The organism is Pseudoxanthomonas sp. LjRoot206 (genome assembly GCF_056175725.1).
In genome coordinates this window covers 704,964-729,714 of the sequence record NZ_JBGFFI010000003.1, presented here as the reverse complement: position 1 = coordinate 729,714, position 24,751 = coordinate 704,964, and the positions used below count along the sequence as shown (strand labels likewise).

Below are 24,751 nucleotides of genomic sequence, written 5' to 3'. Positions count from 1 at the left end.
CCGGAGTGCATCCACTTGAGTAAAAGGTTCGACCCCTGTGGCCTACCTGTCTGATCGCAATGCTATTCGGCGAACTGCTCATTGACTGGAAGTTGCAGTACTTCTGAAGATTCAGCTAGCGTCCGGATCAGCTCTGGTGGGTTCCTATGCACGTGTTGGAATTGGATGAATGGGATGCAACGATTGTCGAGAGTAACAAGATCAACTTCATGTACGAAGCCATCGAGCGTGGTGGAAGAGAAGATTCCTTTGCTCTCCCAAACCGGTGTTGACCTTCTTTGTAGCGCTTTAAGTTCTGGTCTGTGGACTACCACCTTAGACGCTACGCGGATTCCGAACAGCCGAGTCACCCGAAGTACTTTGGAGGGTGAAAGATGAAAGTCAACTGAGAACAGACCAAGAACCATGATTGATCCGACGAAGATGAGATAAATGAACTCCCATGAATTCACGGCCGAAGCCTGCCTCGAGAAAATTTCATCAAGGAGAACTGGGGCTAGAAGGAGGCTACAGAACAGCAATCTACCAACCCACGCGTGGCGATGACTTGTTGGATTCTCTCGGACGTCCATTAGATGGCCCAACACCGGAACTAAGCCGACCCGCTAAGCGGGTGGCAGTTCCTACGAAAAAGTGGACACCGATTCTCTAGCGGCACTGCTCGAACTCCACCGGTGATCGGTAACCCAACGCCCAATGCAGACGCCGGTGGTTGTAGAAACTTGATGTAGTCGTTGATCGCCGAGCGCAGCGAGCGATCACTATCGAACCGGTGGCGGTGATACATGTCCGACTTCATCGACTTGTTCCATGACTCCATGTGCGCGTTTTCGTTCATGCGACGCGGCCGGTTGACCGACCGGGCCAGTCCTGCCCGCTCCAACCCCCGCCTGAAGCCGTTGGCCATGAACTCGATGCCCCGATCACTGTGGAACAGCGTATCGCAGGCCGGCGCACGTGTCCGTATGGCGGCGGCCAGGGCGCGACGGGTCAGCGAGGCCGTGCGTTCGGATCCCAGCGACCAGCCCAGTAGGCGGCGGAAGTAGCGATCCATCACCGTGGCCAGATGCCGCCATTGGCCGGCGACCTAGAGGTAGGTGACATCGCCGACCCACACCTGATCCTGTCGTTGGCAGGACTGCTCGTGCGCACGGCTCAGGACGCTATCCAGGAACCGCGCCAGGCCGGGGCGACGGCGGTACAGGCGGGCCGAACAGGCACGCACGCCTTACTGCCGCATCAGCCTTTCGACCCGGCGGCGTCCGATCGGCTCTCCCTGTCGCCGGAGGGCGGCATGCACCCGTGGACTGCCGTAGGTCTGCCGGCTGGCCTCGTGCACTTGGCGGATCTTCTCTATCAGCGAGGCGTCTTCGATCCGGCGATCACTCGCCGGCCGCCGGGCCCAGGCGTAGTAGCCGGCGGCACTGACCCACCCAATCGCCTCCGGTCTCGGCTTGGGTGCCAGCTGGTGGCGGTGGCCAGGCTGCATAAGCAGGACTTGGCACGCGGCGCCGGCTTTGCTCCTCTGCCCAATGCGCTGGAACGAAAGTATCCGAGCGTCAGCCAGAGCTTGGCCTGGCAGTTCCCGTTCCCCTCTCGCATTGTGCGGGCTTGCCCTCAGACCGGTCGCCGACTCCGCTCGCATGCGTCTGAGTCCGGAGTACAGATGGCGTTCAAGAATGCGGTGCGGCGGGCCGGCATCGTCAAGCACGCCTCGGTTCACACCCTACGTCATTCGTTTGCTACTCACTTGCTGGTCGCCGGCACGGACATTCGGACTATCTAACTGCTGCTTGGTCACCGAAATCTCAAGACGACCATGATCTATACACATGTGGAGCATGCCGTCCGCCAGACGCTCAGTCCGCTCGACCGGCTGCAAGTACCCTGACCTAAAGAGGCGGACATCTTCTAAGAGAAGAGGTCGAGAAGCCTAGCCCTGGACTACGCGTGCTCGTCATCCTATTCGCTTGCGACGAGCAATTCCCAGCCAAGAGAAGGCGTTGTCGTTCGTCCTGGCGCATGGGTTAACCCTTCGGGCGCGCGGGACTGGCTTGGCAGCGGTCCTTCGTGGTGAACTGACCATGGAGTTCGTCGCTTGGGCTATCCACTCGTATGACATCGGCATCCTTGGACCGGCGGGTACTCCCACCTTTCTGGCTACCGGTACTGGCCGGCCTACCGCTGGGTGCCTGCCTGTTGGTGATGGCACTGCCGCTTCTCGGCCATGGCAATGCGACGCTGTCGCGTACCTTGTATCTGTCCGCTTTCGTGCTGTGGCTACTGCCGCTGACCGCACTGCAGCGCTGGCTGTGGCGGCGCGGCACGCCCGGCTGGCGCATCGCCCTGGCGCTGCTGGCGGCCACCTACGCGATGGCACTGGCCACGCGCCTGCTGAGCGTGGCCGTGCAGGCGATGGCGTCGGGCAGCTTGGCGCGACTGATGACACCGGGCGTGGTAGACGTGCCGCTGCTGTTCCGCGGACTGGAAGGCGCATGGCTGGTGCTGGTTGCCTACTGTGCGATCCACGCGGTGGTGACCTATTACGCCGCGCTGCGACAGGAGCAGGCAGACCATCTGGAAGCGCGTTCGCTTGCGCGCGACGCCGAACTGCGCGCGCTGCGCTACCAGCTGCAACCGCACTTCCTGTTCAACACACTCAATGCGGTGTCCACCCTGGTCGCGGAAGGCCACGGCGCGGACGCACGGCAGATGCTGGCACGGCTCAGCGACTTCCTGCGCACGGTGCTCGAGGCGCAGCCCCGCCACGAGGTGACGCTGGCCGAGGAAATCGCCATGACCGAGGCCTATCTGGAAGTGGAAAAGGCCCGGCTGGGACGGCGCCTGCAGTTGGCCTGGCACCTGGGCGACGGCGTGCTCGCCGCCTACGTGCCCTATCTGCTGCTGCAGCCGCTGGTGGAGAACGCGATCCGCCACGGCATCGCACCCCGTCGCGCGCCGGGACGGCTCGACCTGCGCATCGTCCGCGACGACACGCGGCTCGAGCTCCACCTGCTCAACGATCTGCCAGACACCGACGACGCACCTTCGCCGCCCGACGGCGCCCGCGACGCCGTCGGCCTGGACAACGTGCGTGGCCGGCTGGCGCGCCTGTACCCAGGCGACGCTGCGCTGGAGACCGGCATCGAGGGCGACCGCTACCACGTGCACCTGACGCTGCCGCTACGCCTGCATGCCGGAGCGAGCGCATGATCCGCGTCGCGGTGGTCGACGACGAACCCCTCGCACGACGTGGCGTGATCTCGCAACTGGCCGCGTTCGACGACCTGGTGCTGACTGGCGAATACGAAGACGGTCCCACCGCGCTGGCGGGACTGCGCGAGACGCTACCGGACCTGGTGTTCCTGGATGTGCAGATGCCGGGCATGAACGGCCTGGACGTGCTGGCCGCGATGCCGCCCGAGCGTCGTCCGCTTGCTATCCTGCTGACCGCGCATGAGGGGTTCGCGGTGCGTGCGTTCGCACTGAACGCCGTGGACTACCTGCTAAAGCCGCTCGACGACCCGCGCTTCGGCGAGGCGGTGGCGCGCGCGCGCAGCCTGCTTCGTCTGCGCGGCCTCGATGCGTCGGCCGTGGACGCCCGCGCGGCCACACCGCTGCGTCCGTTGCAGAAGTTTCTGGTCCGGATCGGCAGCCGTACGCTCTTCATCCGCGCCGATGCCGTGGAATGGATCAGCGCCGATGGCGACTACGCAGTGCTGCACGTCGGGACGCGTACGTACATGGTGCGGGAATCCCTGCACCAGCTCGCGACCCAGCTGGACCCTGCGCGCTTCGCGCGCGTGCACCGCTCCTCGATCGTGCGCCTGGACCAGGTGGCGGAACTGCAGCCGCTGACCAACCGCGATGCCGTGGTGCGCCTGCACGACGGCACACCCGTGCGGGTCAGCCGCACCTACATCGACGCACTGCTCATGGCGCTGCACGCGCGCGCCTGACGGTCGCGTACGCGGTGCGCCACCGGATCGGCGCACCGCAGGCACGCGCAACCGCACGCTGCGCGACATCACCGGACGGCGTCACTAGGGTGACGGCTCACCGACCGGAGCCGACCGATGCCAGCCCCTTCTCCCCTCCCGCATGCACGCACACGCCTGAGCGCAGCGTGCATCCTTGTGCTGCTAGCGACCGCCGCACCCGCGATGGCCGGCGATACCTGCAGCCCCACGCCCGCCGATCCCGCCAGCATCACCTCTCAACGACTGCTGCAGGCCCTGGTCGAAACGAACGGAGTGCCGGGCATGGGCGCGGCGGTATGGCGCGATGGCCGCGTGGCCTGGACCGGCTGCGCCGGCCTGCGCGATGTCGAAGCGCGCGCGCCCGTGCAGCGCGACACGGTGTTCCGGTTGGCCAGCGTATCCAAGGTCATCGCCACCACGGCGGCGGCGAAACTGGTCGAAGACGGCCGACTCGACATCGACGCCGCCGTCGGCGCCACCTTGCCCTGGCTGACGCCTGCGTGGTCGCAAGTGACCGTACGCCAGCTTGCCGCCCACATCTCCGGTGCGCCGCACTACGCCGGCAACGATCTGCAGACGCTCGGCAAGGTCCGCTATCCCACCGCGCGCGACGCCGTCGGCTACTTCTCCGACCGCGCCCTGCTTTCCACTCCAGGGACGAAGTATTCCTATTCCTCCTGGGGTTACACGTTGATCGGCGCGATGATCGAAGCGCGCTCGGGCCAGCACTTCCTCGACTATGTGCGCCAGCACGTCACTGACGGCCTGGCCATCCTGGCTGATGGCGACGCGCCGTCCGCACAGGCATCCGTCCTCTACGACATCGAGGACGGACCCGCCCGACGCGTCCCGAACACGGACATGAGTTACACCTGGCCCGGCGGTGGACTGGCGGCCACGCCCGAGGCGCTGGTCACCTTCGGTGGCCGCCTGCTCGACCACCGAATCGTTGGCGCCGCGCGGTGGGAGGCGATGCTGCAACCCACTCTGCTGGCCGACGGCACCCCGGTGCACGAGCGCGACTACGATGTGGGCTTCGGCTGGCGCGTGGGCCGCGATGCCGATGGCGACCGGATCGCGCATCACGCCGGCACTACCACCGGCGCACGCAGCGTATTGCTCCTGTGGCCCGGACAGGACACCGCCGTCGGCGTACTGTCGAATGCGATGTGGATATCGGCGATCGAACCCACTGCGGAATTGCTGGCCGCGCCATTCCGCACGCCGCCGGCCAGGCTGGCGGCCGCGGCATGTCCCACCGGCGCACCCCTGACCGGCACACTGAAGGACGAGCGCTTCGAACTCGATGCGACGTTCCGCCTCGAACACGGTCGCTGCGTTGGCGAGTTCGTCGCACCCGAACCTCTGCGCGACTTCTTCGCCAGCGCATATGCATGGCCCGGACACCGCCTGCGCATCGTCGCACTGGCCGATGACGGCACGTTGTCGCGTGCGGCGCTCGCCACGCCTTACGGCCTGTACGACCTGCGCGCTGTCCGTGATGGCGAATGGACGGTGCCCCTCAACGCCACGTCCACCCTGACCCTGACGCGCTGAGCCGCATGCGCGCGCGTCCCCGGGGCCTGCACGCGCGATCCCTCACGGCCCCCATCATGGAAAGGAACCACCCGATGCGTTTCCGCACTCTCGCCTGCACCAGTCTCGCCGCCTTCTGTCTCGCCACTGTCGGCTGCAGTTCGATCGCAAGCCGCACCAACTCCCTCTCCGACGAACGCCTCCTGTCCGAAACCGGCGGCGTGCTCGGCCTGTCGCCGTCGGAACTCACCCTGATCGAGCGCCGCACCGAAGGCACCAATACCTACGTCACCCTAAAGGCGCGCAATGGCAAGACCTATGCGTGCACCGTCAACGGCGGCAACCTGCTGTCGTTCGGCATGACCAATCCCCCGGTCTGCCAGCCGCGCTGAAACACCCTCGCCGCGACCGCGCCCGGTCGCGGCCTTCTTCTCTCCCACAGGACCCGTCGATGCGCACACACGGCCCATCCCGGCGCGCGTGCGCGCGCCTGTTCTCTCTCTTCTGCAGCGGATTGGTAGCACCGGCCACGCAGGCGGCCATCGTGGTCGACGGTCGCTTGGACGAACCGGAGTGGCGCGACGCGGTGCAGTACCGCGACTTCCGCGTGGTGGCCCCATACCTGCTGTCGCCGGCCCCCGATAGCGCGGCGACGGTGGCGCACCTGCTGTCCACGCCGGATGGATTGGTGGTGGGGTTCACTCTGACACAGTCCGACGACTATCCGCGCATCAGACCCCGCCTCGAACGCGATCAGGACACGCGCGCCGATCGGGTCACGGTGATGATCGACTTCGACGCCGACGGCCGTACCGCTTACAGCTTCGGCGTGGATCTCTCCGGCTCGGTCCAGGACGGCGTGGTAACCAACGAAAACCAGCTTGCCACCGACTGGGACACCGACTGGACCTGGGCGGTCAGCGAGCAAGACAGCGGCTGGCAGGTCGAGCTGCTCCTGCCGTGGACGGTAGCGCCGATGCGCGGCGCGAATGCACCCACCCGCGACATTGCCGTCCACTTCAGTCGCACGCTGGGTGCCACGGGCGAACAGGTCGCTTACCCCGCCGTCTCGCCCGAGCGAGCGCGCTTCGTCTCCGCCTTCGCGCGCGTGAACCTGGCGCAGTACCGCAAGGCGCTGCTGCACGTATGGCCGTACGCGACCGTCACCCACGACCGTCTCGAGGGCGACCAACGCCATAAGGCCGGCGTCGATCTGCTGTGGAAGCCGTCGCCCACCTTTCAGCTGGGCGCCACGGTCAATCCCGATTTCGGCCAGGTCGAGTCCGACGACCTCGTCATCAGCTTCGACGCCGTGGAGACGTTCCAGAGCGACCGACGTCCGTTCTTCACCGAGAACCAGAGCATCTTCAAGCAGACCACACCCGATGCCGGCCGTCTGGTGCACACGCGCCGCATCGGCGCCGAGGCCGATGACGGCAACGGAATGGCCGACATCGCGGCCGCGATCAAGCTCAACGGCTCGCTCGGTGCGCTCGGCTACGGCCTGCTGTCGGCGAGCGAGCGCGGCCGCGTCGGCCGCGACTTCCTTGCAGCGCGCCTGCAGTACCCCATATCAACCGGCGTCAACATCGGCTGGCTCGGCACCTATGTCCGCCGTCCGTTCCTGCAGCGCGAGGCCCGCGTGCATGCGGTCGATTCGAGCTGGCGCCGTGGCGAGCAACTGGTGGTCGATGCCCAGGTGCTCGCCAGCGAGGCAAACGAGCACGGAACGACACGCAGCGGTACCGGTGCGTGGCTGCGGCTGTTCTGGATGCCGTCGTCGCGCTGGACCTACGAAATGGAAGCTACCCATTTCGATCCGGACCTCGATTTCAACGACCTGGGCTACCAGCGCCGCGGCGATCTCGATGAGATCGAAGTCACCGGCACCTACCTGCATCGCAGCCAAGGCGCGTCCTCTCGCCTGTCGACGGCGCGCTGGTCGCTGGAAGCGCAGGCACGGCGCAATCATCGCGGCGAACGTCTGCCGGACATGTGGATCGCGCGCGGCATCTTCGATATGCGCAGCGGCACCCGGTTGGTCGTCGACAGCGTCACCAGCAGCGGCGGCTGGGACGACCGTTTCCTGCGCGGGTACGGCGCGGTGTGGTTCGGCCATCGGAACGAGGCAAGCGCCCGCGTGGTCAGCCGCCGTTTCGGTGCGTGGTCGTACGAGGCCGAACTATCGTTGGCGGCGCTCGGCCTGAGTGCGCGTCCCTCGCCGGCCGCACGGTTGGCGGTGAACTGGTTCGCCGGCGACCGCTTCAACGCGACGCTGGAACTTGCGCCGGATATCAGCCGGGACTGGTTGATCTGGGAGGCTGGCGATTACGCGGGCCGCTACACGCGCCGAGGCGATGCGTTGAGGCTCGACGCCGCCTGGTTTCCGGCCCGCCAGCACGAGCTGCGCTTGAAATCGGAATGGCTCGGGCTACGTGCCGAGGCAGGCCAACGTTACCGGCGCGGCGCCGATGGCCGGATGCATGACACCGGCGAGGCTCTCCCCGCGTTCGACATCAACCGCTTTGGCATCCAGCTGCGCTACCGCTATCTGCTCGGACCGCAGTCGGACGTCTACCTAGCGTGGTCGCGCGGCGGCCTGGGTGAACACGAGCGCCGTCGCCCGGGTACTGCCCAGCTGTTGGAGGAGGCGCTGTCGCTGACCGATACCGATCAACTGGTAGCCAAGCTGCGCTATCGGTTCTGAAAGCAATCGAGGCACCGTTCTACTAAAAACTTGATCAACTCGGTGGATAGGAGAAAACGCCGCGGATGCGCGAGCCTATCGAGCCCGCCATGGTCGATGCGCGACGGGAAGATGACGTGCTCCGGAGGGGAGTGTCGATAGACGCCTGACGACGTCCGCTTTGGGTCGCGGATTCATATGATCGATGCAACACACGGATAGCTGCATAGGCAGCGGGAGTGTTGCAGATGAAGCGCAGGAAGAGGATCTACTACACCGACACCCAGAAGGCACTGATGTGGGATCGCTGGCAGCAGGGCGAGTCGCTGCACCAGATCGCATCCTTGTTCGATCGGCACCATAGTTCGGTGCGGAACATCCTGGCCGAGCATGGCGGCATTCGTCCACCAGCGAGACGTCGATCTCCGAGGGTGCTGAGCCTGGCTGAGCGCGAGGAGATCTCCCGCGGCCTGGCGGCGGGACGATCGATCCGCACGATCGCCGTGTTACTCGATCGGGCGCCATCCACGATCAGTCGCGAGATCGGTCGCAACGAAGGCCCTGAAGGCTACCGCGCCAGCCAGGCCGACCATGCCGCCTGGGACCGGGCGCGGCGCCCCAAGCCCTGTAAGCTGGCTTTGCATCGAGCCTTGGCCGCTCGCGTGGCAGAGAAGATCCAGCGACAGTGGTCGCCTGAGCAGGTGGCCGGCTGGCTCAAACGCACCTATCCCGATGATGCGAGCCGTCAGGTGTCCCACGAGACGATCTATCGCACGCTCTACATCCAGTCGCGCGGAGCCTTGAAACAGGAACTGCTCGCGCACCTGAGGCGCACGCGGGCGATGCGTCGATCACGACATCACACCCAGAAGACAGAGAACCACGGCCGGATCACCGACACCGTCTCGATCAGCGAGCGGCCGGCCAGCGCCGAAGATCGGGCCGTGCCGGGACACTGGGAAGGCGACCTGCTGTTCGGCGACCGGAACAGTCAGATCGCCACGCTGGTGGAGCGGCAGACCCGCTATCTGATGCTGGTGAAGGTGGCAGGCAAGGACACCGAGACCGTGGTCAATGCACTGATCAAGAACGCACGCCGTCTGCCGAAGCAGCTGTACCGGTCGCTGACCTGGGATCGGGGCAAGGAGATGGCGGCGCACCGCCGCTTCACCTTGGCCACGGACATCCAGGTTTACTTCTGCGATCCGCATCATCCCTGGCAACGTGGTACCAACGAGAACACCAACGGCCTACTTCGGCAGTACTTCCCGAAGGGGATCAATCTGGCCGATGTCTCGCAGGCCAAGCTGGACGCCGTTGCACGCCAACTCAACGAGCGGCCACGCAAGACGCTGGACTATGAAACACCAGCAGAGCGATATCGACAAACTGTTGCGTCGATCGGTTGAATCCAAGGCCAGAAGCGGACATCGGGAAACGGTTGAACTGAGCGGTGCGCACGCCGTTGCTTGGGCTTCGCACTCTATTTTCTGCTCGTCCGCCCTAGCGATTGGCTACGCGACAAGTTCAAGGTGGACCCACCCGGGCAGCGCAACTTTCTGACTCGACAAGATACGCCCAGGCGTCTCTGCGGCGACCGAGTCGATCGTGTAGCAACTCAATAACATGGAGATTCGATCGGGGTGTTGCCTGTTCCACAGGACGCTGAAGCCGAAGCCGTGCTCGTCGGGAGCGGTTCTGTGTGTTATCGAGATTCCGTCGGAGCCCACAAGACGCAAGGTGAATCCATCCCTGACCAACGGGAGCTCGCGGATCTCCGCGGCGAGCTCCGCACGGTCCGATGGCGAAGGCCAATGAAATTCCGGCGAATCAGGGTACAGCTCTTCGATGGTCTTACCCTCACCGCGTGAAGTCGCGTCAGTGAGGAGCTCGACTCCGATGACCTGGCCGGCCGCCAAGCGCATCTGATCTACCCATGTCCGGTGTTCAGTGGTGCCGTTGCGATCGTATACACCACCGGTAACCGACAGGTCCGCGAAGTCTTCGTCGTCACGCGAACCGCCGACCCTGACATTGAGGATATCGCGACCATCCGTGCAGACCGTTGCTACGGCAGCGCCATCGACGGTGACATTGAGGAAAGGCATTTTTCACCAAGCGCTTGAGTTAAGCCGACCCGTGGAGCGGATTCGGCTTGAGTGAACTGTCAGGTGCCCTTCGCATGACGCGTGGCACGCTGCTCGGATAGGCGTTGCTGCTCATTGCGCTCGAACCTCTCCCTGGACGCGACAGTTCCTTTCTCGAAGCGTTCCTTGTCGTGAACTTTCCGCCATGCGACAACCGCCTCGTATCCGAAGCGTTCCTTGATTGGCCCGCATAGAGGGAAAGCGCCCTTCGTCCCGTCGCCCACGTCGAACGTAAGCGGCTTGTCGTACACCAGGTGCGAGTCGATACGGCCGATGACCTTGATGCCAGCCAGCGTCCTGACGGAGTAGATGCCGATACATGTCCGGGGATCTCTTGACTGAAGGAACTCGCCGGGTGCTACGCGAACGGAAGGCAGGGATTCCACGATCCTGAGTTGCTGCGGATCGACAGAGCGCCAGCTGTACCTGCGTGTGGCGATAAACGTCGATATGCCGATGTGGGACGCGGCATGGGACTGATCGGTTCCGTCGCGAGCGGTAAGCACGACCGCGCATCCCCAGAACCCGCGTTGCGGGTGGGTCTGTATCACGTCACCTGGGTTCAGTGGGTTCGCGATTTTCTTCATGCAGCGTCCATCGACTGAATCAATCAGATCCGCGAAGCGGAACTGTCTTCAATGAATTGTCAGAGGGCATCCAGGTACTCCGGGTCGTCGAACGCCAGGAAGCAACCCGTGCGAATGTCCTCGTAGGTACACGACGTGCCGTCGTAGCAATAGTTTCCGTCGGCAAAGCGGGTGTGGATCCTGACCGCTTCGGCAGGAGGTCGAGCCGTCATCGGTGGCATTGCGAACGAGAGCAGGACGATCTGGCGCGTCTCATTGAAGAGAATGTGGACTGCCGCGTTTCCGGCCTGGAATTCGGCGCGTGCGATCTGCTTGAGCGACGGGGGAAGTCGCTCCCACAGTGCGTCGGCCGTCGCATCTCCCAGGCTGCGGCCATCCCAGGCGAGTTCGTCGACGCTGGTTGTATCCCGGCCTAGTCGCTGAACCGCCATATTCCCTCCAACGCCTGAAGAGGGCCGACGTCACGTGTGGCGTTCGGCTTGAAAGAATTATCAGGGGGCGTCCATGTACTGCCCGGAGCGCCTCCAGTCCGGGAGTACGTGAACAAACCAGTAGAGGAGCTTTGACCAGCTGGATGCTTCAAAGACCAGGAAAGCACCCCACACGTTGCTGCTGCCGCCGATGTAGCGTTCTTTCCAGTGAAGAACCGGAATGAAGGCCAGCCAGAACATCAGTGGGATCAGCAACAGCCCGCCCAGTGCAGCAAGACCGATCATGTCCGTGGCGGCGCCCACTGCCGCAGCAACGATGCCAACCAACGCCAGGAGCGCGAAACGCTTCAACCAGCGCCACTTGGACTCGAACCATTCCGTGCGATTCAATCAGCCCCCAACGACGTGATAGCCGGATCCCGAGGTCCGGGTGTACGGTTTGTCCACAGCACGCCGCATGGTGGCTGTCCCCTTGATGCCGCCCGATCTTAGGGCTGCCGCGTCCGGCCAACAAGCCGACGGATGCCCCGTGCCCGGCGACTTGGCGGGGACATGGCCGAGCTCCATCCCGCTCGAACGCGGGTCGATGGAAGATCGCAGCCGGAGCGGAGAGCGGGTTTTTCCCTCTTCCGAGCGGCTTTTCCCTTGGCGCGGTTCGCGCGAAGTCTCTTTCGAGAGGCTGCGTTGCCGCTCCCGATTCGCTTGAAGCCTCTCTCGAGAGGCTTTTTCCCGCTCTCGTTTCACCGGATCGCCTCTCTCGAGAGACTTTTTCCCGCTCCGGTTTCGCGCGAAGCCGCTCTAGAGAGGCCGGTCTCCCTCTCCCGATTCACGCCGAGCCTCTCCAAAGCCACTTTTTCCCGCTCGCAGTTCGCGCGAAGCCGCTCCAAAGCGGGTTTTACCCGCTCGCAATTCGCTCATAGCCTCTCTGGAGCGGGTTCGACCCGCACGCGCCACGCTTTTTTCCTCATTCCTGCGGCAGGAGTCGTCAGCCAAGTGCAGCGGCCAAGCCGCGATGCGCCGGCTTTGCGCGCCCCGCCGCCGTCTCCGTCATCAGGGCGAGCGGTCTTTTCGCGGAAGTTCGAACGTCACTTTCAGGCCTTTCAGATCCTGGGACCGGTCGAGGCGAATGAGGCCGTCATGCGCGAGCACGACCTCCTGGGCGATGGCCAGCCCCAACCCGCTTCCTTCCTGGCCACTGCCGAGCTGTCGATAGAAACGATCAAAGACACGCGGGTAGTCCGCCTCTGGAATGCCCGGACCGGAATCCTCGACGTCGCACACGACGACGGTATCCGTCGTCCAGACGGAGACACGGATGGACCCGCCGACCGGCGTGTAGCGCACAGCGTTCTCGAGCACATTGCGCACGAGCAGGCTCATTGCCAGTTCGTCGCCATCGACGAGCGCATCATGCAGGTCCAGCGTCATCGACTGCTGCTTGCGTTCCGCCAGCGCCCGGAGCTCTTCCGACTCGCTGAGCACCAGCGCGTCCAACCGCAGAGGCTTGCGTTCCCGCAGGCTGCCGATATTCTCCGCCCGACTCAATGAGAGCAACTGACCAACCAGGCGCTCGATCCTCTCGATACTGCCGGCTAGCAGCGCCTGCGCCGATTCCCGCTCCAGTGCTCCCGCGGAAAGCCGTGCGTTGTCCGCATGGACCTTGAGGGCACTGATCGGCGTGCGGAGTTCATGCGCGGCATCGGCGACGAAATGCCGTTCGCGCACGAGCGCCGCATTGAGCCGGCGCAGCAGCCCGTTGATGGCATCCACCAGTCCGCGCGTCTCGCGCGGCACGCGCGCAGGATCGAGCGGAGACAGGCGCTCGGGATCGCGCTCGCCGATCTCGGCCGAGAGCCGGCGCAGCGATCGGGTCGCCAGTGCGACGCTCGCCCAGATCAGCAGCGCCATCAACGGAAGCGAGAGCAGCAGCGGCAGCAGCGTGCCCTCGGCGATATCGGCCGCCAGCTCATCGCGGATATCCGAGCGTTCGGCGGACTGGAACCAGCGCCCCTCCGGCGACCGCAGCGTGAAGGCGCGCCAGGCCGCTTCCTCGATTACCACATCGGCATAGCCGGAGACACGCTCAGCCAAGGGTGTGGAGGGGGCGCTGTCCGATCGCAGCAGCAGATGCCCCTGCGCATCCCACACTTGGAAGGCCAGCTTGTTTTCGTAAGCGTGGCCATCCCGGAAGGCGAGCGCTTCGCCCACGCCTTCCGCCCGCCCATGCCACCCTTTCAGCACGATGGGCTCGCCGGGAAAGTCGTTCAGATCACTCAGCGGCTCATCCACCAGGCTCACGAGTACGCGCGTGGACTGGACGAGCCTTGCATCGAACATCTCGCCCGCTTCCTGGAGACCCGCGCGGTAACTGAGCCAGCCGGCGGCGGCCATCAGTACGATGAGCGTGCTCAGCAGAGTGAACAGCAGCGTGGCGCGGATGGATCTCATGGCATGGGATCCCCGGGCTCCCCAAGCGCATACCCTATCCCGCGCACGGTCCGGATCACGCCAGGCTCGAGCTTGCGGCGGAGCGCATGCACGTGCACATCCACGGCGTTGCTGGCCACGTCCTCGTTCCAGCCGTACAGATGCTGCTGGATCGCATCGCGTGCCATGGGACGGCCACGCTGCTCCATCAGCAGGCGCAGCAGCGCGAATTCGCGCCGGGTCAGGTCGAGCGCGCGGCCGCGCCAGGTGGCGGTCAGGGTCGCCGGGTCGAGGCGCAAGGCGCCCGCTTCGAGATTGGGCCGGGCGCGGCCGGCGCTGCGCCGCATCAGCGCCCGCACGCGCGCGAGCAGCTCGGCCGTATCGAAAGGCTTGCCGAGGTAGTCGTCCGCGCCGACGTCCAGTCCGAGGGTCCGGTCCGACGGCCGCTCACGCGCACTGAGTACGAGGATGGGAACGCTGTGCCCCAGACCTCTGATTTGCCGGATCACGTCGATGCCATCCATGCGAGGCAGGCCAAGGTCGAGAATCGCCAGGTCGAACTCGCCGTCACGGACGGCGGCCAGACCGCTGGCGCCATCCTGCACCCAGTCGACCGCGAAGGCACCGCGCCGCAGCGCGGCGCAGATGCCTTCGCCCAGGGACAGATCGTCTTCCACCAGAAGGATGCGCATGCTGCCAGTCTGGTGGGCGCATTCTCAGTGCGCAAGATGGGCAGCGACTTCCTTCAGGCGAGCCTCCGCTTCATGGCGCCGGCCGGCATCGGCCACTTCGCGTCCCGGACGCGCGGGCGCGGCGAGGGCTCTCTGGTAGGCGGTCTTCGCGCCTGCCCAGTCTTTCTGGTCGCGCAGGAAATCGGCGTAGAAATAGTTCGCATCGATGCCATTCGGGTCGACCGCCAGTCCCTTGCGCAGCAGGCTGAGCGCCTTGTCGTCGTCGCCGAAGCCGATGGGCCAGCCCGGCACCTGGTAGTAGAGCGCGCCCAGGCTCGTATAGGCGGCGCCATCGAGTGCATTCGGATCGATCTTGAGGGCGGCTTCGAAGTCGGCGCGTGCGCGCTTCACCAGGCCCAGCGCGCCTACGCCACCCTTCTCACCGGCCAGTGACGACAGCACGATGCCTTCCCAGATCAATGCATCGGCGTCGCGCGCGTGCGCCAGGCGGGTCTTCTCGGCTTGTCGCGCCAAGTCCTCGAAGGCCGATTCGCGCTGTGGCTTGGGCAGCTGGTAGTTGATCTGTGCCCAGCGATCGCGCAATTGGACGACGGAGGGTGCCGCCGGCTCGGCCGCGAAGGCGACTCCAACCAGGACCAGCGTGGACAGCAGGATGAGATAGAACATGGTCTTACCGTGCGAGCGTTTCATGACGTGGGTTCTCCTGGAAAGGGGGGCGTGGTCGTCGGGCATGGCGCTGGATGACGGGCAGGTTCGCGCGCAGGCTTCGGTCGACCAGGCCGGGCACCAGACCGTTGAGGCGGGCGAACAGTTTTTCCGGCCAACCGAGTTGCAGGCGCGGTACGCCTTTCTCCAATGCCTGCACCAATTGACGTGCAACGTCGGCGGGCGCATCGCTGGCGACCTTGAGTTCTTCGTTCAGCGCATCGACCGCTGCGCTATTGAAGGGCGTGCGGGTGGCGCGCGGTGACAGGTACTGGAATCGCACCGGAGAATCCGCGTATTCCCGCGCCAGCGCTTCGGTCAGGCCGCGCAGTCCGAACTTGCTGGCGCTGTAGCTCGCGAATCCCGGGAACGCCAGGCTGCCGAACGTCGAGCCCACGACCGCCACCGCAGCCTGCTCCTGCATCTTCAGCGTGGGCAGCAGAAGCCTGATCAGCTGCATGGGCGCGATCAGGTTGGTCTGCACCAGGCGACCCATGGACTCCGGATCCTGTTCCTCGAACAGGCCGAAGGCACCTTGAGCGTGCGCAATGACCAGTGCAGAGGGCGCGGGACGCATGGCCTTCGCTGCCTCCAGGATTCGCGCCTGGCCATCGGGCGTTACCACATCGGCCGCCACCCACTGCAGCGCACCGTCGGGCACGTGCCGGGCGAGCGGACGAAGCTTCGACTCGTCGCGCCCGACCGCCAGCACGCATGCCCCTGCCTCGATCAGGGCCGCACACAGGGGCGCGCCGATGCCGCCGCTGGCGCCCGTCACGACGACGGTCCGGCCGATCAGTTTCATTACGCTGCCTCCGCAAGGCGGACGCCATCGGGGCGCAACGTCCGGAAGATGTCGCCATACAGCACGTAGAAGCGTCGCGCCGCATGGACGACCGCCGCACGATCGTCTTCATCGTCCAGCCGGTCCATCAGGCGCTTGAAAAAACCCACGTGCTCGATGTCGAGATCGCCGTGCGACAGGAGATAGCTGAACGCGTTGCGTGGCAGGTCCAGCGATGTCTGCAATGTGTTGGCCGCACGGGTGGCCAGCGCCACGCTGGTGCCTTCCAGGACCAGCACCATGCCGAAGAAGCCCACCGGATTTCCGCGGTGGATGGTGTCGTAGGCGTAGCTCACCATCAGCTCCGTCGCGAGCGAGGGAGCGGAATGCTCGGCCACGTCGCGGTCCTCGCCGCAGGCCGCGATATCGTCCAGCACCCATTCGTGATGCCCCATTTCCTCCTCGATGTACTCGCCCACGGCGGTGCGCAGCCATTCCAGGCGGGCGGGCAGGCGGGCGCCGCATGCCATCAGCAGCGGGACGGTGTGGCGCACATGGTGGAACGCCTGTCCCAGGAAGGCGACATAGTCGTCGCGCAGGATGCGGCCCGACAGCGCCGACTGGATGATCGGGATCGAAACAAGGGCTTCGCGCTCGCGCGCGGTTTGAGCCAGTAGCTCGTCATGGAAGCTCATGCGGTAACTCCGGGCAAGGAGAACAGGGGAGGGTGCTCGTAGCTGGCGTCGATCTCGGCGGCATACCGGGCGAGGACTGCATCGCGGCGAGGACGTCCGTTCGCGGTCAGCAGTCCATCGGCGGTGGTGAAAGCCGCGGCCGCGCGCACCATCCGTGAGATCTGTGCGTAGTCGGGCAAGCCAGAATTGACCTTGGCGATCGCGTGCGCGAGTGCTTCGTCGTCCGCATCGGGACGCCGCGGGACCAGCACCGCCACATTGTCGGCCCGACCTTCGCCCCACACGATCGCCTGCGCGATGGCCGGATGCGCCAGCAGTTCGCTCTCCACCCACTCGGGCGAGACGTTCCTCCCGAACGCGGTGATGAAGACGTTCTTGCGCCGACCGGTGACGTACAGGAAGCCATCGGCATCCAGATGGCCGAGATCGCCGGTGCGGACCGGGCCGTCCGGCAACGCCGTATCGCCGAGGTAACCGAGTGCCTTGACGCCATGCACGCAGATCTCGCCATCCACGATCAGGACGCGGGCATGGGGCAATACCTGTCCCACGCTCCCTGCACGGACTGCACCCGGCCGATTCAACGCAACGACGGAGCCGCATTCGGTCAGGCCGTAACCTTCGAAAACAGGGAGTCCGAGCGCTTGCGCGCGTGCCATCAACGACGGGCCCACGCGTCCGCCGCCTACCGCGATGTACCGCAGGCTCGCCGGCAGCGTCGCACCCTGTTCCGCTGCCATCACCAGGGCCAGCAACAACTGGGGCACCAGGATCACGCTCTCGGGCCGGTAGCGATGGAGGCACTGCAGGAGCGTGGGTACGTGCAGGCCGGTCGCGCCCGTGTAACCGATCTCCGCCAGCGAAGGCAACGCGATTTCCGCGCCCGCCAGCAGTGTGGCGTAAAGTCCGGCGACATTCTCGAGCAGCGTCGACAGGGGCATGAGGCACAGATGGCGGCGCGGCGATATCGCGGACGATGCCCCGACCAGGGAGTTCGCGACCTCCATCAGTGTGGCCGCGTCAAGGCATACGCCCTTCGGCTGGCCGGTCGTGCCGGAGGTGTAGGTGATGCAGGCCGTACCGGGCGGCAACGCCGGGGCCTGCGACGTGCGCGCGACACGCCAGCACGCAAGACGGTCCTCATCGAGGAATCCCACCAGCGCCTCGGCACCTGCGGGAATGTCCGCCTGCATCGCGGTGATCACGCACTGCGCGCCGCTGCTGGACAACGCATGCCGCACCTGGACGTCGGAAAAGAAGGTGGGCAACGGGATATGGACGCCGCCGATGCGCCGCACCGCGAGATCCAGCACGCACCAGCCGTCTCCGTTGTCCAGCCGGCTGGCTACCCGGTTCAGACCCGAGCGCAGCAGCCATTCGGCCGCACGCTCGATGCGTGCGGCCAGCGAGCGATCGTCCACTGTGCCGTGCGAGGTGATCAGGCGCGCCGGATGATCGGTCAGCAGCGCACCGAGGCGCGTGTCGAGGAGGCGGTTCATGACATCGCCGCCAGGCAGGGGGAATGCCGATCGGCATGCGCGTCCATCGCACGTGCTCCATGCAAGTACGCCTTGCCGTGCGCGACGTTGCCGCACATCAGGCGCGGCTGGGAAGCGTAGTAGTCCCCCCAGTCGCTGTCCTGATCGACCAGGTGTTCCGCGCTGGCGGCGGCCAGTTCGATCGGCGACAGGTGCAGGCGCCGGAAGGCGTTGCGCAACTGCTGCGTGGCGACGAACACAACCCAGGGACGTCGCGCGGCGGACAGCATGCAGGTGACCTGCAGGATCAGTTCGCGCGCGGTTCCCGGCGTTACCGCAGCGAAGTTGCCGAACTCGACGATGTCAGTACGCGCAGCCCGTGCGATTCCTCGCTGCGCCATGACCGTTTCGACGGGTGAGGCCAGGTACTGCTCACAGAACAGTCGCCCCTCGTCCGCCGACCGAAGGCCCACGGCTGCCATCAGGCGGTTCTGGTCGTCGTAGTACGCCAGCAGGTGGGGCAGGAAACCGCGCAGTCGCGCGTGGTAACGCGTGAAGTAGACCGTGGAGATGAAGGCCTCCACGGCCGCTCTGCCATCGTCTTCGGGACCATAAAGGGCGACGCGGGCGAAGCGGCCGGGAAACGGGGCAAGTTCGATGTGGGGGCGTATCCAGTGCATGGGAGGGCATGCTGGAGGCGCACAATTAAGGCTCGATTAGCGCGAAGTTATCCGAGTATTAGATTCGTGGAACGAATCCGTAAATTCGGGCAGGCCGTGGCCTTATCCATGAACGGTGCCGGAACCGGGGCGTCGCACATCAGCGTGCCTCGAGTCCCGTGCGTATGGCGCTGCGCCATAGTGCGGCTCGTGCAGCGCGGCGTGCGTTCGTGGAACTGCGGCGGTCTACCCGCTGGGTTGATGTACGAGAAGGGCACCTGGTCGATCGGCGCCACCGCCGACCGCACCGATGGCTTTGTCACCGCCATCAACGTGCTGGGCGAAGGCTACAACGAGCAGGCCTATGCGATCACCGGGCTCACCGCGCACGTGTCCTACCAGTTCAACGACCGCTTCAGCGTCTCGCTGGAAGGCCGCAACCTGCTGGACGAAGCGCAGACCTACAGTATCAACGGCAACCCGCTGCTGTCGCAGGGCTACTACCGTTACGGTCGTGGCGTGAACCTGGGGCTGAGCTACCGCTTCTGATCGGGCGGACGCCGGAACGGACGAGGGCTCCCATCGGGAGCCCTTGTTCTTTCAGGACTTCTTCTTCGCCGCGGTCTTCTTGCCCGCGGCCTTCGTCGTCTTGGATACCTTCACCGGCGCGGCAGGTGGCGGTGCCAGTCGTTGCGCCTTGCGCTGCTGGGCGGCGCTTTCCTCGCCATGCAGCGTCATCAGCGACTCCAGCAGCTGTTCGTCCGAACTGGAGCAGACGCCGAGCAGCAGCACCTCGTCGCAGCCTTCGGCGGCGATGTAGGCGTGGCCCATGTTGGAGTCGATGTAGACCGACTGGCCGGGTTCCAGCACGATCGGGTCATAGAACTCGGTGTGGACTTCCATCCGGCCTTCCAGCACGTGGATGTATTCCTCGCCGGAGTGGTGGACCAGCTCGCCGAACTCTTCGATGGTCTTCGCACGTACGCGCGTCAGCACCGGGATCATGCGCTTGCGGCGCAGTTCCGGGCACAGGTAGAAGTAGTCGTAGTTGGGCGTGGTGACGCGGATCGCGTCCTCGATGCGGCCGATGCTGCGGCGCGCGGTGACCGGCGGCTCCACCGTCTCCACGTCCTCGGCGAACAGCTCCGACATGCGCAGCTGCAGGCGCTGCGCCAGTTGCAGCAGCTTGTCGTAGGTCAGCGTCAGGCGGTCGTGCTCGACCTTGGACAGCGTCGAGAGCGGGATGCCGGCGTGCTCGCTCATCTGCTTGAGCGTCCATCCCTTGCGTGCGCGCAGGGAGCGCAGCAGGCCGCCGATGGTGGGGTGTTGTGACGTCATCCGTGCGGGATCTCCTGGGGCCCCGTGCGCTACTGCTGGCGTATCCAGCACGTCGGCATGATCGCCTTCCGGCACGGTCGCGGGAAGGGGCGGGCGGTTCGAGTGCCGCCTGTGCGTGACGTCCGGCACGGGTTGACAATTCTCTGATTAGGATCATTATCGCCGAATCAGGATATATCCGCCATCGCGCCGTCCGGCGCGGACCGGCCCTCCGTTCCATCGTTGCAGTCGGGAGATCGTTCGATGCGTGCGATTCATCAGATCCTGTGCGGCGGCATGCTGACCGCGCTGGTGGCCCTGCCGCTGCTGGCGCAAGACGCCGCCGTGCCGCCCACCGCCGTACCGCCTGCCCCCGTCGCCACCACACCGGTCGCCGCCGCGCCCGCCGCGGTCGAAGCGCCCGCAGGTGCACCGGTACTGACCCGCGAGGACGTCGGCGCATGGCTCGACGGCTTCCTGCCTTATGCCCTGGCCAACGGCGACATCGCCGGTGCGGTGGTCGTCGTGGTCAAGGACGGGCAGGTGCTGCTTCAGAAAGGCTACGGCTACGCCGACCTCGCCACGCGCGCGCCGGTCGATCCGGACACCACGCTGTTCCGGCCCGGCTCGGTCTCCAAGCTGTTCACCTGGACCGCGGTGATGCAACTGGTGCAGGCCGGCAAGCTCGACCTCGATGCCGACGTCAACCAGTACATCGACTTCGAAATTCCCGCCCGCGACGGTAAGCCGGTGACGCTGCGCCAGGTGATGACGCACACCACCGGCATGGAAGAACAGATCCGCGGCCTGATCACGGCGAAGCAGGACGAGATCACCCCGCTCGGCGATGCGCTGAAGCACTGGACGCCGGAACGCATCCACGTGCCGGGCGCCACGCCGGCGTATTCCAACTACGCCACCGCGCTGGCCGGCTACATCGTCGAACGCGTGTCCGGCGAATCCTTCGACGACTACATCGACGGCCATATCTTCGGGCCGCTCGGCATGAAGCATTCCAGCTTTCGCCAGCCGCTGGCGCCGGCGCTGCTGGCGAACATGTCGAAGGGCTACGCCAAAGCCTCGGAAGGCGAGCCCAAGGACTACGAGTTCATCAGCCTGGCGCCTGCCGGCAGCCTCGCCGCGACCGGTCCGGACATGGCGCGTTTCATGATCGCGCACCTGCAGGACGGCGCTTTCGGCGAGGCGCGCATCCTCGATGCGGCCACCGCGGAGAAGATGCATTCGACCGGGCAGGCCTCGGTCGGTCCGCTGAACCGGATGATGCTCGGCTTCTACGAGACCTCGGTGAACGGCCACCGCGCGATCTCGCACGGCGGCGACACCCAATGGTTCCACAGCGACCTGCAGCTGTTCCTGGACGACGGCATCGGCCTGTTCGTGTCGATGAACAGTTCCGGCCGCGATGGCGCCACTGGTCATATCCGCTACGCCTTGTCGCGTGGCTTTGCCGACCGCTACCTGCCGGGTACGCCGGCCACGCCGGCAGGCGTGTCGAAGGAGGTCGCCCAGCAGCACGCAGCGCAGCTCGCCGGCACCTACACCAGCAGCCGTCGTCCCGACAGCAACTTCGTGTCGTTGGCCAACCTGCTGGGCCCGATCAAGGTCGTCGCCAACGAGGACGGCACCATCAGCGTGACCGCCGCGATGGGTGTCGGCGGCGCGCCGAAGAAGTGGCGCGAGATCGCGCCGTACGTGTGGCAGGACACCGCCAGCACCGATCGCCTGGCTGCCGATGTGGTCGACGGCAAGGTCACGCGTTTCAGCATGGAGCCGTACGCACCGATCATGGTGTTCGAGCGGCTGTCGACCTGGCGCGCGCTGTCGATGCCGCTGCTGGTCACCAGCCTGGCGGTGCTGCTGCTGACGGTGATCGCGTGGCCGGTGTCGGCGCTGGTGCGCCGCTACTACGGCGTTCGCTACGCGCTGGACGGCATCGATGCACGCGCGCACCGGCTGGTCCGCATCGGTGCGTTGCTGTCGCTGCTGGCGACGGCCGCAGCGCTGGGCCTGGTGGTCGGCATGTTGAGCAAGCTGGAAATGACCAGCCCGAGCACGGACGGCCTGATCATCGCGATGCGCCTGTTCGCCACCGTGGCGCTGCCGCTCGGCGCCGGCATCGCGGTCTGGAACGCGTGGCACGTGCTGCGTGGCCGCCGCAAGTGGCTGGCCAAGCTGTGGGCGCTGCTGCTGGCGCTGGCCTGCCTGTTCCTGCTGTGGATCGGCTTCGCCCACCACGTCATCGGCTTCGGCGCGAACTACTGATCCTCCTGCGGCCGGCGGCCTCCGCCGTCGGCCGTCCTTCCCGCTCCGTCCACGCGCGCGAGGCTGCCGTGCCCGTCGAACTCCAGCTGCACAACGAACCCCTGCCGCTGTCCGCGCCGTTCCGCATCTCGGGGCACGTGTTCGAGGCGATGCCGGCGACGGTGGTGACGCTGCGCGACGGTCCGCACATCGGTCGCGGAGAAGCCGCCGGCGTCTACTACAACAACGATCATCCCGAGACGATGCTGGCGACGCTGGAAGCCCTGCGTCCGCGCATCGAAGCTGGGCTGGACCGCGACACGCTGCGTTCGCTGCTGCCGCCGGGTGGTGCGCGCAATGCACTGGATTGCGCGCTGTGGGAGCTGGAATCGCAGCGCGCCGGGCTGCCGGTGTGGGAACTCGCGGGACTGCCAAGCGTGTCGCCGCTGCTGACCACGTTCACCGTGGGCGCCGATGCGCCCGATGTGATGGCGGATCGCGCGGCCGCGTACGCAGGCGCCCGCGCGCTGAAGTTGAAGCTGACCGGCGACGCGGCGCTCGACGCGGCGCGCGTGCGCGCGGTACGCGCGCGGTGTCCGGACCCATGGATCGGCGTCGACGCCAACCAGGGCTACACGGGTGCGACGCTGCCGGCGCTGCTGCCCGTGCTGGTCGACGCGCGGGTATCTCTGCTGGAACAGCCTTGCGTGCGTGGCAGCGAACACGAACTCGACGGCATCGAGCGTGCGCTGCCGTTCGCGGCGGACGAAAGCATCCTCGACCTCTCGGAACTGGAAGCGCGGCACCACCGCTTCGACGTGATCAACATCAAGCTGGACAAGTGCGGCGGTCTGACCGAGGGCCTGATGATGGCGCGGCGCGCGCGCGAGCTCGGCAAGCGCGTCATGGTCGGCAACATGGCCGGCACCAGCCTCGCCGCGGCGCCGGCATTCGTGCTGGGGCAGTACTGCGACGTCGTCGATCTCGACGGTCCGGTGTTCCTGGTCCGCGACCGCACACCGTCGGTGCGCTACGAGGACGGCCTGATCCACTGTGGCGACGAGGTATGGGGGCCGAAGACGAGCGCATGAATGCATCGGTAGGCGCGCAGGAGAAGACCTGGTTCGGCCAGCCCCGCGGGCTGACCATCCTGTTCCTGACCAACATGTGGGAGCTGTTCTCCTACTACGGCATGCGCACGCTGCTGGTCTACTACATGACCAAGCAGCTGCTGTTCGCGCAGGAGAAGGCGTCCTTCATCTATGGCACCTACACGGCGATGGCGTACTTCACGCCCATCATCGGCGGGGCCATCGCCGACCGCTGGCTCGGCAAGCGCAATGCGGTGATCCTCGGCGGCACCATCATGGCCTTCGGGCATTTCGTGATGGCATTCGAACCGATGTTCTATGTCGCGCTGGCGACCATCGCGCTCGGCAACGGCCTGTTCCTGCCCAGCCTGCCCAGCCAGATCAACGACCTCTACGCCGCCGACGATCCGCGCCGCGGCCGCGCCTACAACGTCTACTACGTCGGGCTCAATATCGGCGGTTTCCTCGCGCCGCTGGTCTGCGGCACGCTGGGCGAGCTGCACGGCTGGCATTACGGTTTCGGTGCGGCGGGCATCGGCATGTTCCTGGGTCTGATGATCTACGTTTTCGGCCGCCAGTACCTGCCGCCGGAGCCGTCGCGGCTGTCGGTTGCACCCGCGGCATCTCCCATGCGAACGACGTCGTCGTACACCGTGTGGTGGCTGCTGCTCGGCGTCGGCATCGCGGCCACGATCTTCCGCGGCGCCTACGAACAGGTCGGCAACACGCTGCCGCTGCTGATCGACACCGGCGTGGACCGCGTGGTGGCCGGCTTCACCATCCCGATGACGTGGTTCCAGTCGCTCAATCCGCTGCTGGTCATCAGCATGACGCCGCTGCTGCTGCTGCACTGGCGACGACGCGCGGACGCCGGCCGCGACACCTCGCCCGCGTCGCGCATGGCGATCGGCGCGCTGATCGTCGCGGCGGCCTACGTATTGCTGGCGACGTTGAGCGCCTGGTCGGGCGATGCCCGCATCGGCTGGGGATGGCTGGTGCTGTTCTTCGTCGTGCTCACGCTCGGCGAGCTGTACATCCTGCCGACGGGCCTCGGCCTGTTTGCGAAGCTGGCGCCGCCGCGGCTGGGCGCGACCACCGTGGCGTCCTGGTTCCTGGCGGTCTTCAGTGGCAGCCTGCTGGCCGGCCTGGTTGGCACGCTGTGGTCGAAGACCAGCCATGCCGGCTTCTTCCTGCTGCTCGCGGGGCTCGCTGTCGTCGCCGCGATCCTGCTGTGGCGGCTGGACCGCCCGATCCGCTCCTTGCCCTGATCCCGA

Annotated in this window: 24 protein-coding genes and 1 pseudogene; 11 read left to right on the top strand and 14 right to left on the bottom strand. The window is 65.9% G+C overall.

Annotation, left to right across the window (positions count from 1 at the left end):
- Window positions 1–592 precede the first annotated feature (592 nt).
- Both AC04MD_RS12595 and AC04MD_RS12590 read right to left on the bottom strand, forming a co-directional pair.
- A pseudogene (locus AC04MD_RS12595) lies at window positions 593–1,069 on the bottom strand (transposase); the annotation flags it as partial.
- Between the two features lie 159 nt (window positions 1,070–1,228).
- Window positions 1,229–1,489 (bottom strand): IS3 family transposase, encoded by a 261-nt coding sequence (locus tag AC04MD_RS12590; RefSeq protein ID WP_475497595.1) that lies wholly within the window; start codon window positions 1,487–1,489, stop codon window positions 1,229–1,231.
- Here AC04MD_RS12590 and AC04MD_RS12585 point away from each other — a divergent pair.
- From AC04MD_RS12585 to AC04MD_RS12555, 7 genes are all read left to right on the top strand, one after another.
- The gene (locus tag AC04MD_RS12585; RefSeq protein ID WP_475497594.1) at window positions 1,469–1,786 is read left to right on the top strand and encodes a tyrosine-type recombinase/integrase; all 318 of its coding nucleotides are present in this window, start codon (window positions 1,469–1,471) and stop codon (window positions 1,784–1,786) included. The genes AC04MD_RS12590 and AC04MD_RS12585 overlap by 21 nt on opposite strands.
- A 419-nt stretch (window positions 1,787–2,205) precedes the next feature.
- Window positions 2,206–3,213: a sensor histidine kinase gene (locus AC04MD_RS12580; protein WP_475497593.1), complete on the top strand. Its 1,008-nt coding sequence runs from the start codon at window positions 2,206–2,208 to the stop codon at window positions 3,211–3,213.
- Window positions 3,210–3,959 carry a LytR/AlgR family response regulator transcription factor gene (locus AC04MD_RS12575; RefSeq protein WP_475497592.1) on the top strand — a complete coding sequence of 250 codons (750 nt, stop codon included), beginning with the start codon at window positions 3,210–3,212 and terminating at the stop codon, window positions 3,957–3,959. The genes AC04MD_RS12580 and AC04MD_RS12575 overlap by 4 nt, the downstream gene beginning before the upstream one ends.
- A gap of 177 nt (window positions 3,960–4,136) precedes the next feature.
- Window positions 4,137–5,537, top strand: coding sequence for a serine hydrolase domain-containing protein (locus tag AC04MD_RS12570; protein WP_475497591.1), 1,401 nt, complete (start codon window positions 4,137–4,139; stop codon window positions 5,535–5,537).
- Window positions 5,538–5,611: 74 nt separating this feature from the next.
- Window positions 5,612–5,908: a hypothetical protein gene (locus AC04MD_RS12565; protein WP_475497590.1), complete on the top strand. Its 297-nt coding sequence runs from the start codon at window positions 5,612–5,614 to the stop codon at window positions 5,906–5,908.
- Window positions 5,909–5,967: 59 nt separating this feature from the next.
- Window positions 5,968–8,223, top strand: coding sequence for a DUF5916 domain-containing protein (locus tag AC04MD_RS12560; RefSeq protein WP_475497589.1), 2,256 nt, complete (start codon window positions 5,968–5,970; stop codon window positions 8,221–8,223).
- 227 nt (window positions 8,224–8,450) lie between these two features.
- Window positions 8,451–9,611: an IS30 family transposase gene (locus AC04MD_RS12555; protein WP_475497588.1), complete on the top strand. Its 1,161-nt coding sequence runs from the start codon at window positions 8,451–8,453 to the stop codon at window positions 9,609–9,611.
- Window positions 9,612–9,716: 105 nt separating this feature from the next.
- On the opposite strand, the gene AC04MD_RS12550 is transcribed toward AC04MD_RS12555, so the two are convergent.
- The 11 genes from AC04MD_RS12550 to AC04MD_RS12500 all read right to left on the bottom strand — a co-directional run bounded on the left by AC04MD_RS12550 (window position 9,717) and on the right by AC04MD_RS12500 (window position 18,828).
- Window positions 9,717–10,310: a hypothetical protein gene (locus AC04MD_RS12550; RefSeq protein WP_475497587.1), complete on the bottom strand. Its 594-nt coding sequence runs from the start codon at window positions 10,308–10,310 to the stop codon at window positions 9,717–9,719.
- Window positions 10,311–10,369: 59 nt separating this feature from the next.
- A complete protein-coding gene (locus AC04MD_RS12545; RefSeq protein ID WP_475497586.1) occupies window positions 10,370–10,936 on the bottom strand; it encodes a hypothetical protein in 567 nt (188 codons plus the stop codon).
- Window positions 10,937–10,995: 59 nt separating this feature from the next.
- Window positions 10,996–11,367 carry a hypothetical protein gene (locus AC04MD_RS12540; RefSeq protein ID WP_475497585.1) on the bottom strand — a complete coding sequence of 124 codons (372 nt, stop codon included), beginning with the start codon at window positions 11,365–11,367 and terminating at the stop codon, window positions 10,996–10,998.
- Between the two features lie 60 nt (window positions 11,368–11,427).
- Window positions 11,428–11,757 carry a hypothetical protein gene (locus AC04MD_RS12535; RefSeq protein ID WP_475497584.1) on the bottom strand — a complete coding sequence of 110 codons (330 nt, stop codon included), beginning with the start codon at window positions 11,755–11,757 and terminating at the stop codon, window positions 11,428–11,430.
- A gap of 660 nt (window positions 11,758–12,417) precedes the next feature.
- Window positions 12,418–13,794, bottom strand: a complete 1,377-nt coding sequence (locus tag AC04MD_RS12530; protein ID WP_475497707.1) for an ATP-binding protein — start codon at window positions 13,792–13,794, stop codon at window positions 12,418–12,420.
- Between the two features lie 17 nt (window positions 13,795–13,811).
- Entirely contained in the window at window positions 13,812–14,486 is a 675-nt protein-coding gene (locus tag AC04MD_RS12525; protein WP_475497583.1) for a response regulator, read from the bottom strand.
- Between the two features lie 24 nt (window positions 14,487–14,510).
- Window positions 14,511–15,176: a tetratricopeptide repeat protein gene (locus AC04MD_RS12520; protein WP_475497582.1), complete on the bottom strand. Its 666-nt coding sequence runs from the start codon at window positions 15,174–15,176 to the stop codon at window positions 14,511–14,513.
- Window positions 15,157–15,996, bottom strand: coding sequence for an SDR family oxidoreductase (locus AC04MD_RS12515; RefSeq protein WP_475497581.1), 840 nt, complete (start codon window positions 15,994–15,996; stop codon window positions 15,157–15,159). Before AC04MD_RS12515 ends, AC04MD_RS12520 begins: the two co-directional genes overlap by 20 nt.
- The gene (locus AC04MD_RS12510; protein ID WP_475497580.1) at window positions 15,996–16,670 is read right to left on the bottom strand and encodes a TenA family transcriptional regulator; all 675 of its coding nucleotides are present in this window, start codon (window positions 16,668–16,670) and stop codon (window positions 15,996–15,998) included. The genes AC04MD_RS12515 and AC04MD_RS12510 overlap by 1 nt, the downstream gene beginning before the upstream one ends.
- On the bottom strand, window positions 16,667–18,169 hold the full coding sequence (locus AC04MD_RS12505) for an AMP-binding protein (protein ID WP_475497579.1): 1,503 nt from the start codon (window positions 18,167–18,169) through the stop codon (window positions 16,667–16,669). Before AC04MD_RS12505 ends, AC04MD_RS12510 begins: the two co-directional genes overlap by 4 nt.
- Window positions 18,166–18,828 (bottom strand): thermostable hemolysin, encoded by a 663-nt coding sequence (locus tag AC04MD_RS12500; RefSeq protein ID WP_475497578.1) that lies wholly within the window; start codon window positions 18,826–18,828, stop codon window positions 18,166–18,168. The genes AC04MD_RS12505 and AC04MD_RS12500 overlap by 4 nt, the downstream gene beginning before the upstream one ends.
- Before the next feature lie 240 nt (window positions 18,829–19,068).
- On the opposite strand from AC04MD_RS12500, the gene AC04MD_RS12495 reads away from it, so the two are divergent.
- Window positions 19,069–19,356 carry a hypothetical protein gene (locus AC04MD_RS12495; RefSeq protein ID WP_475497577.1) on the top strand — a complete coding sequence of 96 codons (288 nt, stop codon included), beginning with the start codon at window positions 19,069–19,071 and terminating at the stop codon, window positions 19,354–19,356.
- Between the two features lie 51 nt (window positions 19,357–19,407).
- Here the strand turns inward: AC04MD_RS12495 and AC04MD_RS12490 are convergent, their stop codons facing one another.
- Window positions 19,408–20,145: a helix-turn-helix domain-containing protein gene (locus tag AC04MD_RS12490; protein WP_475497576.1), complete on the bottom strand. Its 738-nt coding sequence runs from the start codon at window positions 20,143–20,145 to the stop codon at window positions 19,408–19,410.
- A 243-nt stretch (window positions 20,146–20,388) separates the two neighbouring features.
- On the opposite strand from AC04MD_RS12490, the gene AC04MD_RS12485 reads away from it, so the two are divergent.
- From AC04MD_RS12485 to AC04MD_RS12475, 3 genes are all read left to right on the top strand, one after another.
- Window positions 20,389–22,407: a serine hydrolase domain-containing protein gene (locus tag AC04MD_RS12485; protein ID WP_475497575.1), complete on the top strand. Its 2,019-nt coding sequence runs from the start codon at window positions 20,389–20,391 to the stop codon at window positions 22,405–22,407.
- 68 nt (window positions 22,408–22,475) lie between these two features.
- Entirely contained in the window at window positions 22,476–23,477 is a 1,002-nt protein-coding gene (locus tag AC04MD_RS12480; RefSeq protein WP_475497574.1) for a dipeptide epimerase, read from the top strand.
- Entirely contained in the window at window positions 23,474–24,745 is a 1,272-nt protein-coding gene (locus tag AC04MD_RS12475) for a peptide MFS transporter (protein WP_475497573.1), read from the top strand. Before AC04MD_RS12480 ends, AC04MD_RS12475 begins: the two co-directional genes overlap by 4 nt.
- Window positions 24,746–24,751 lie beyond the last annotated feature (6 nt).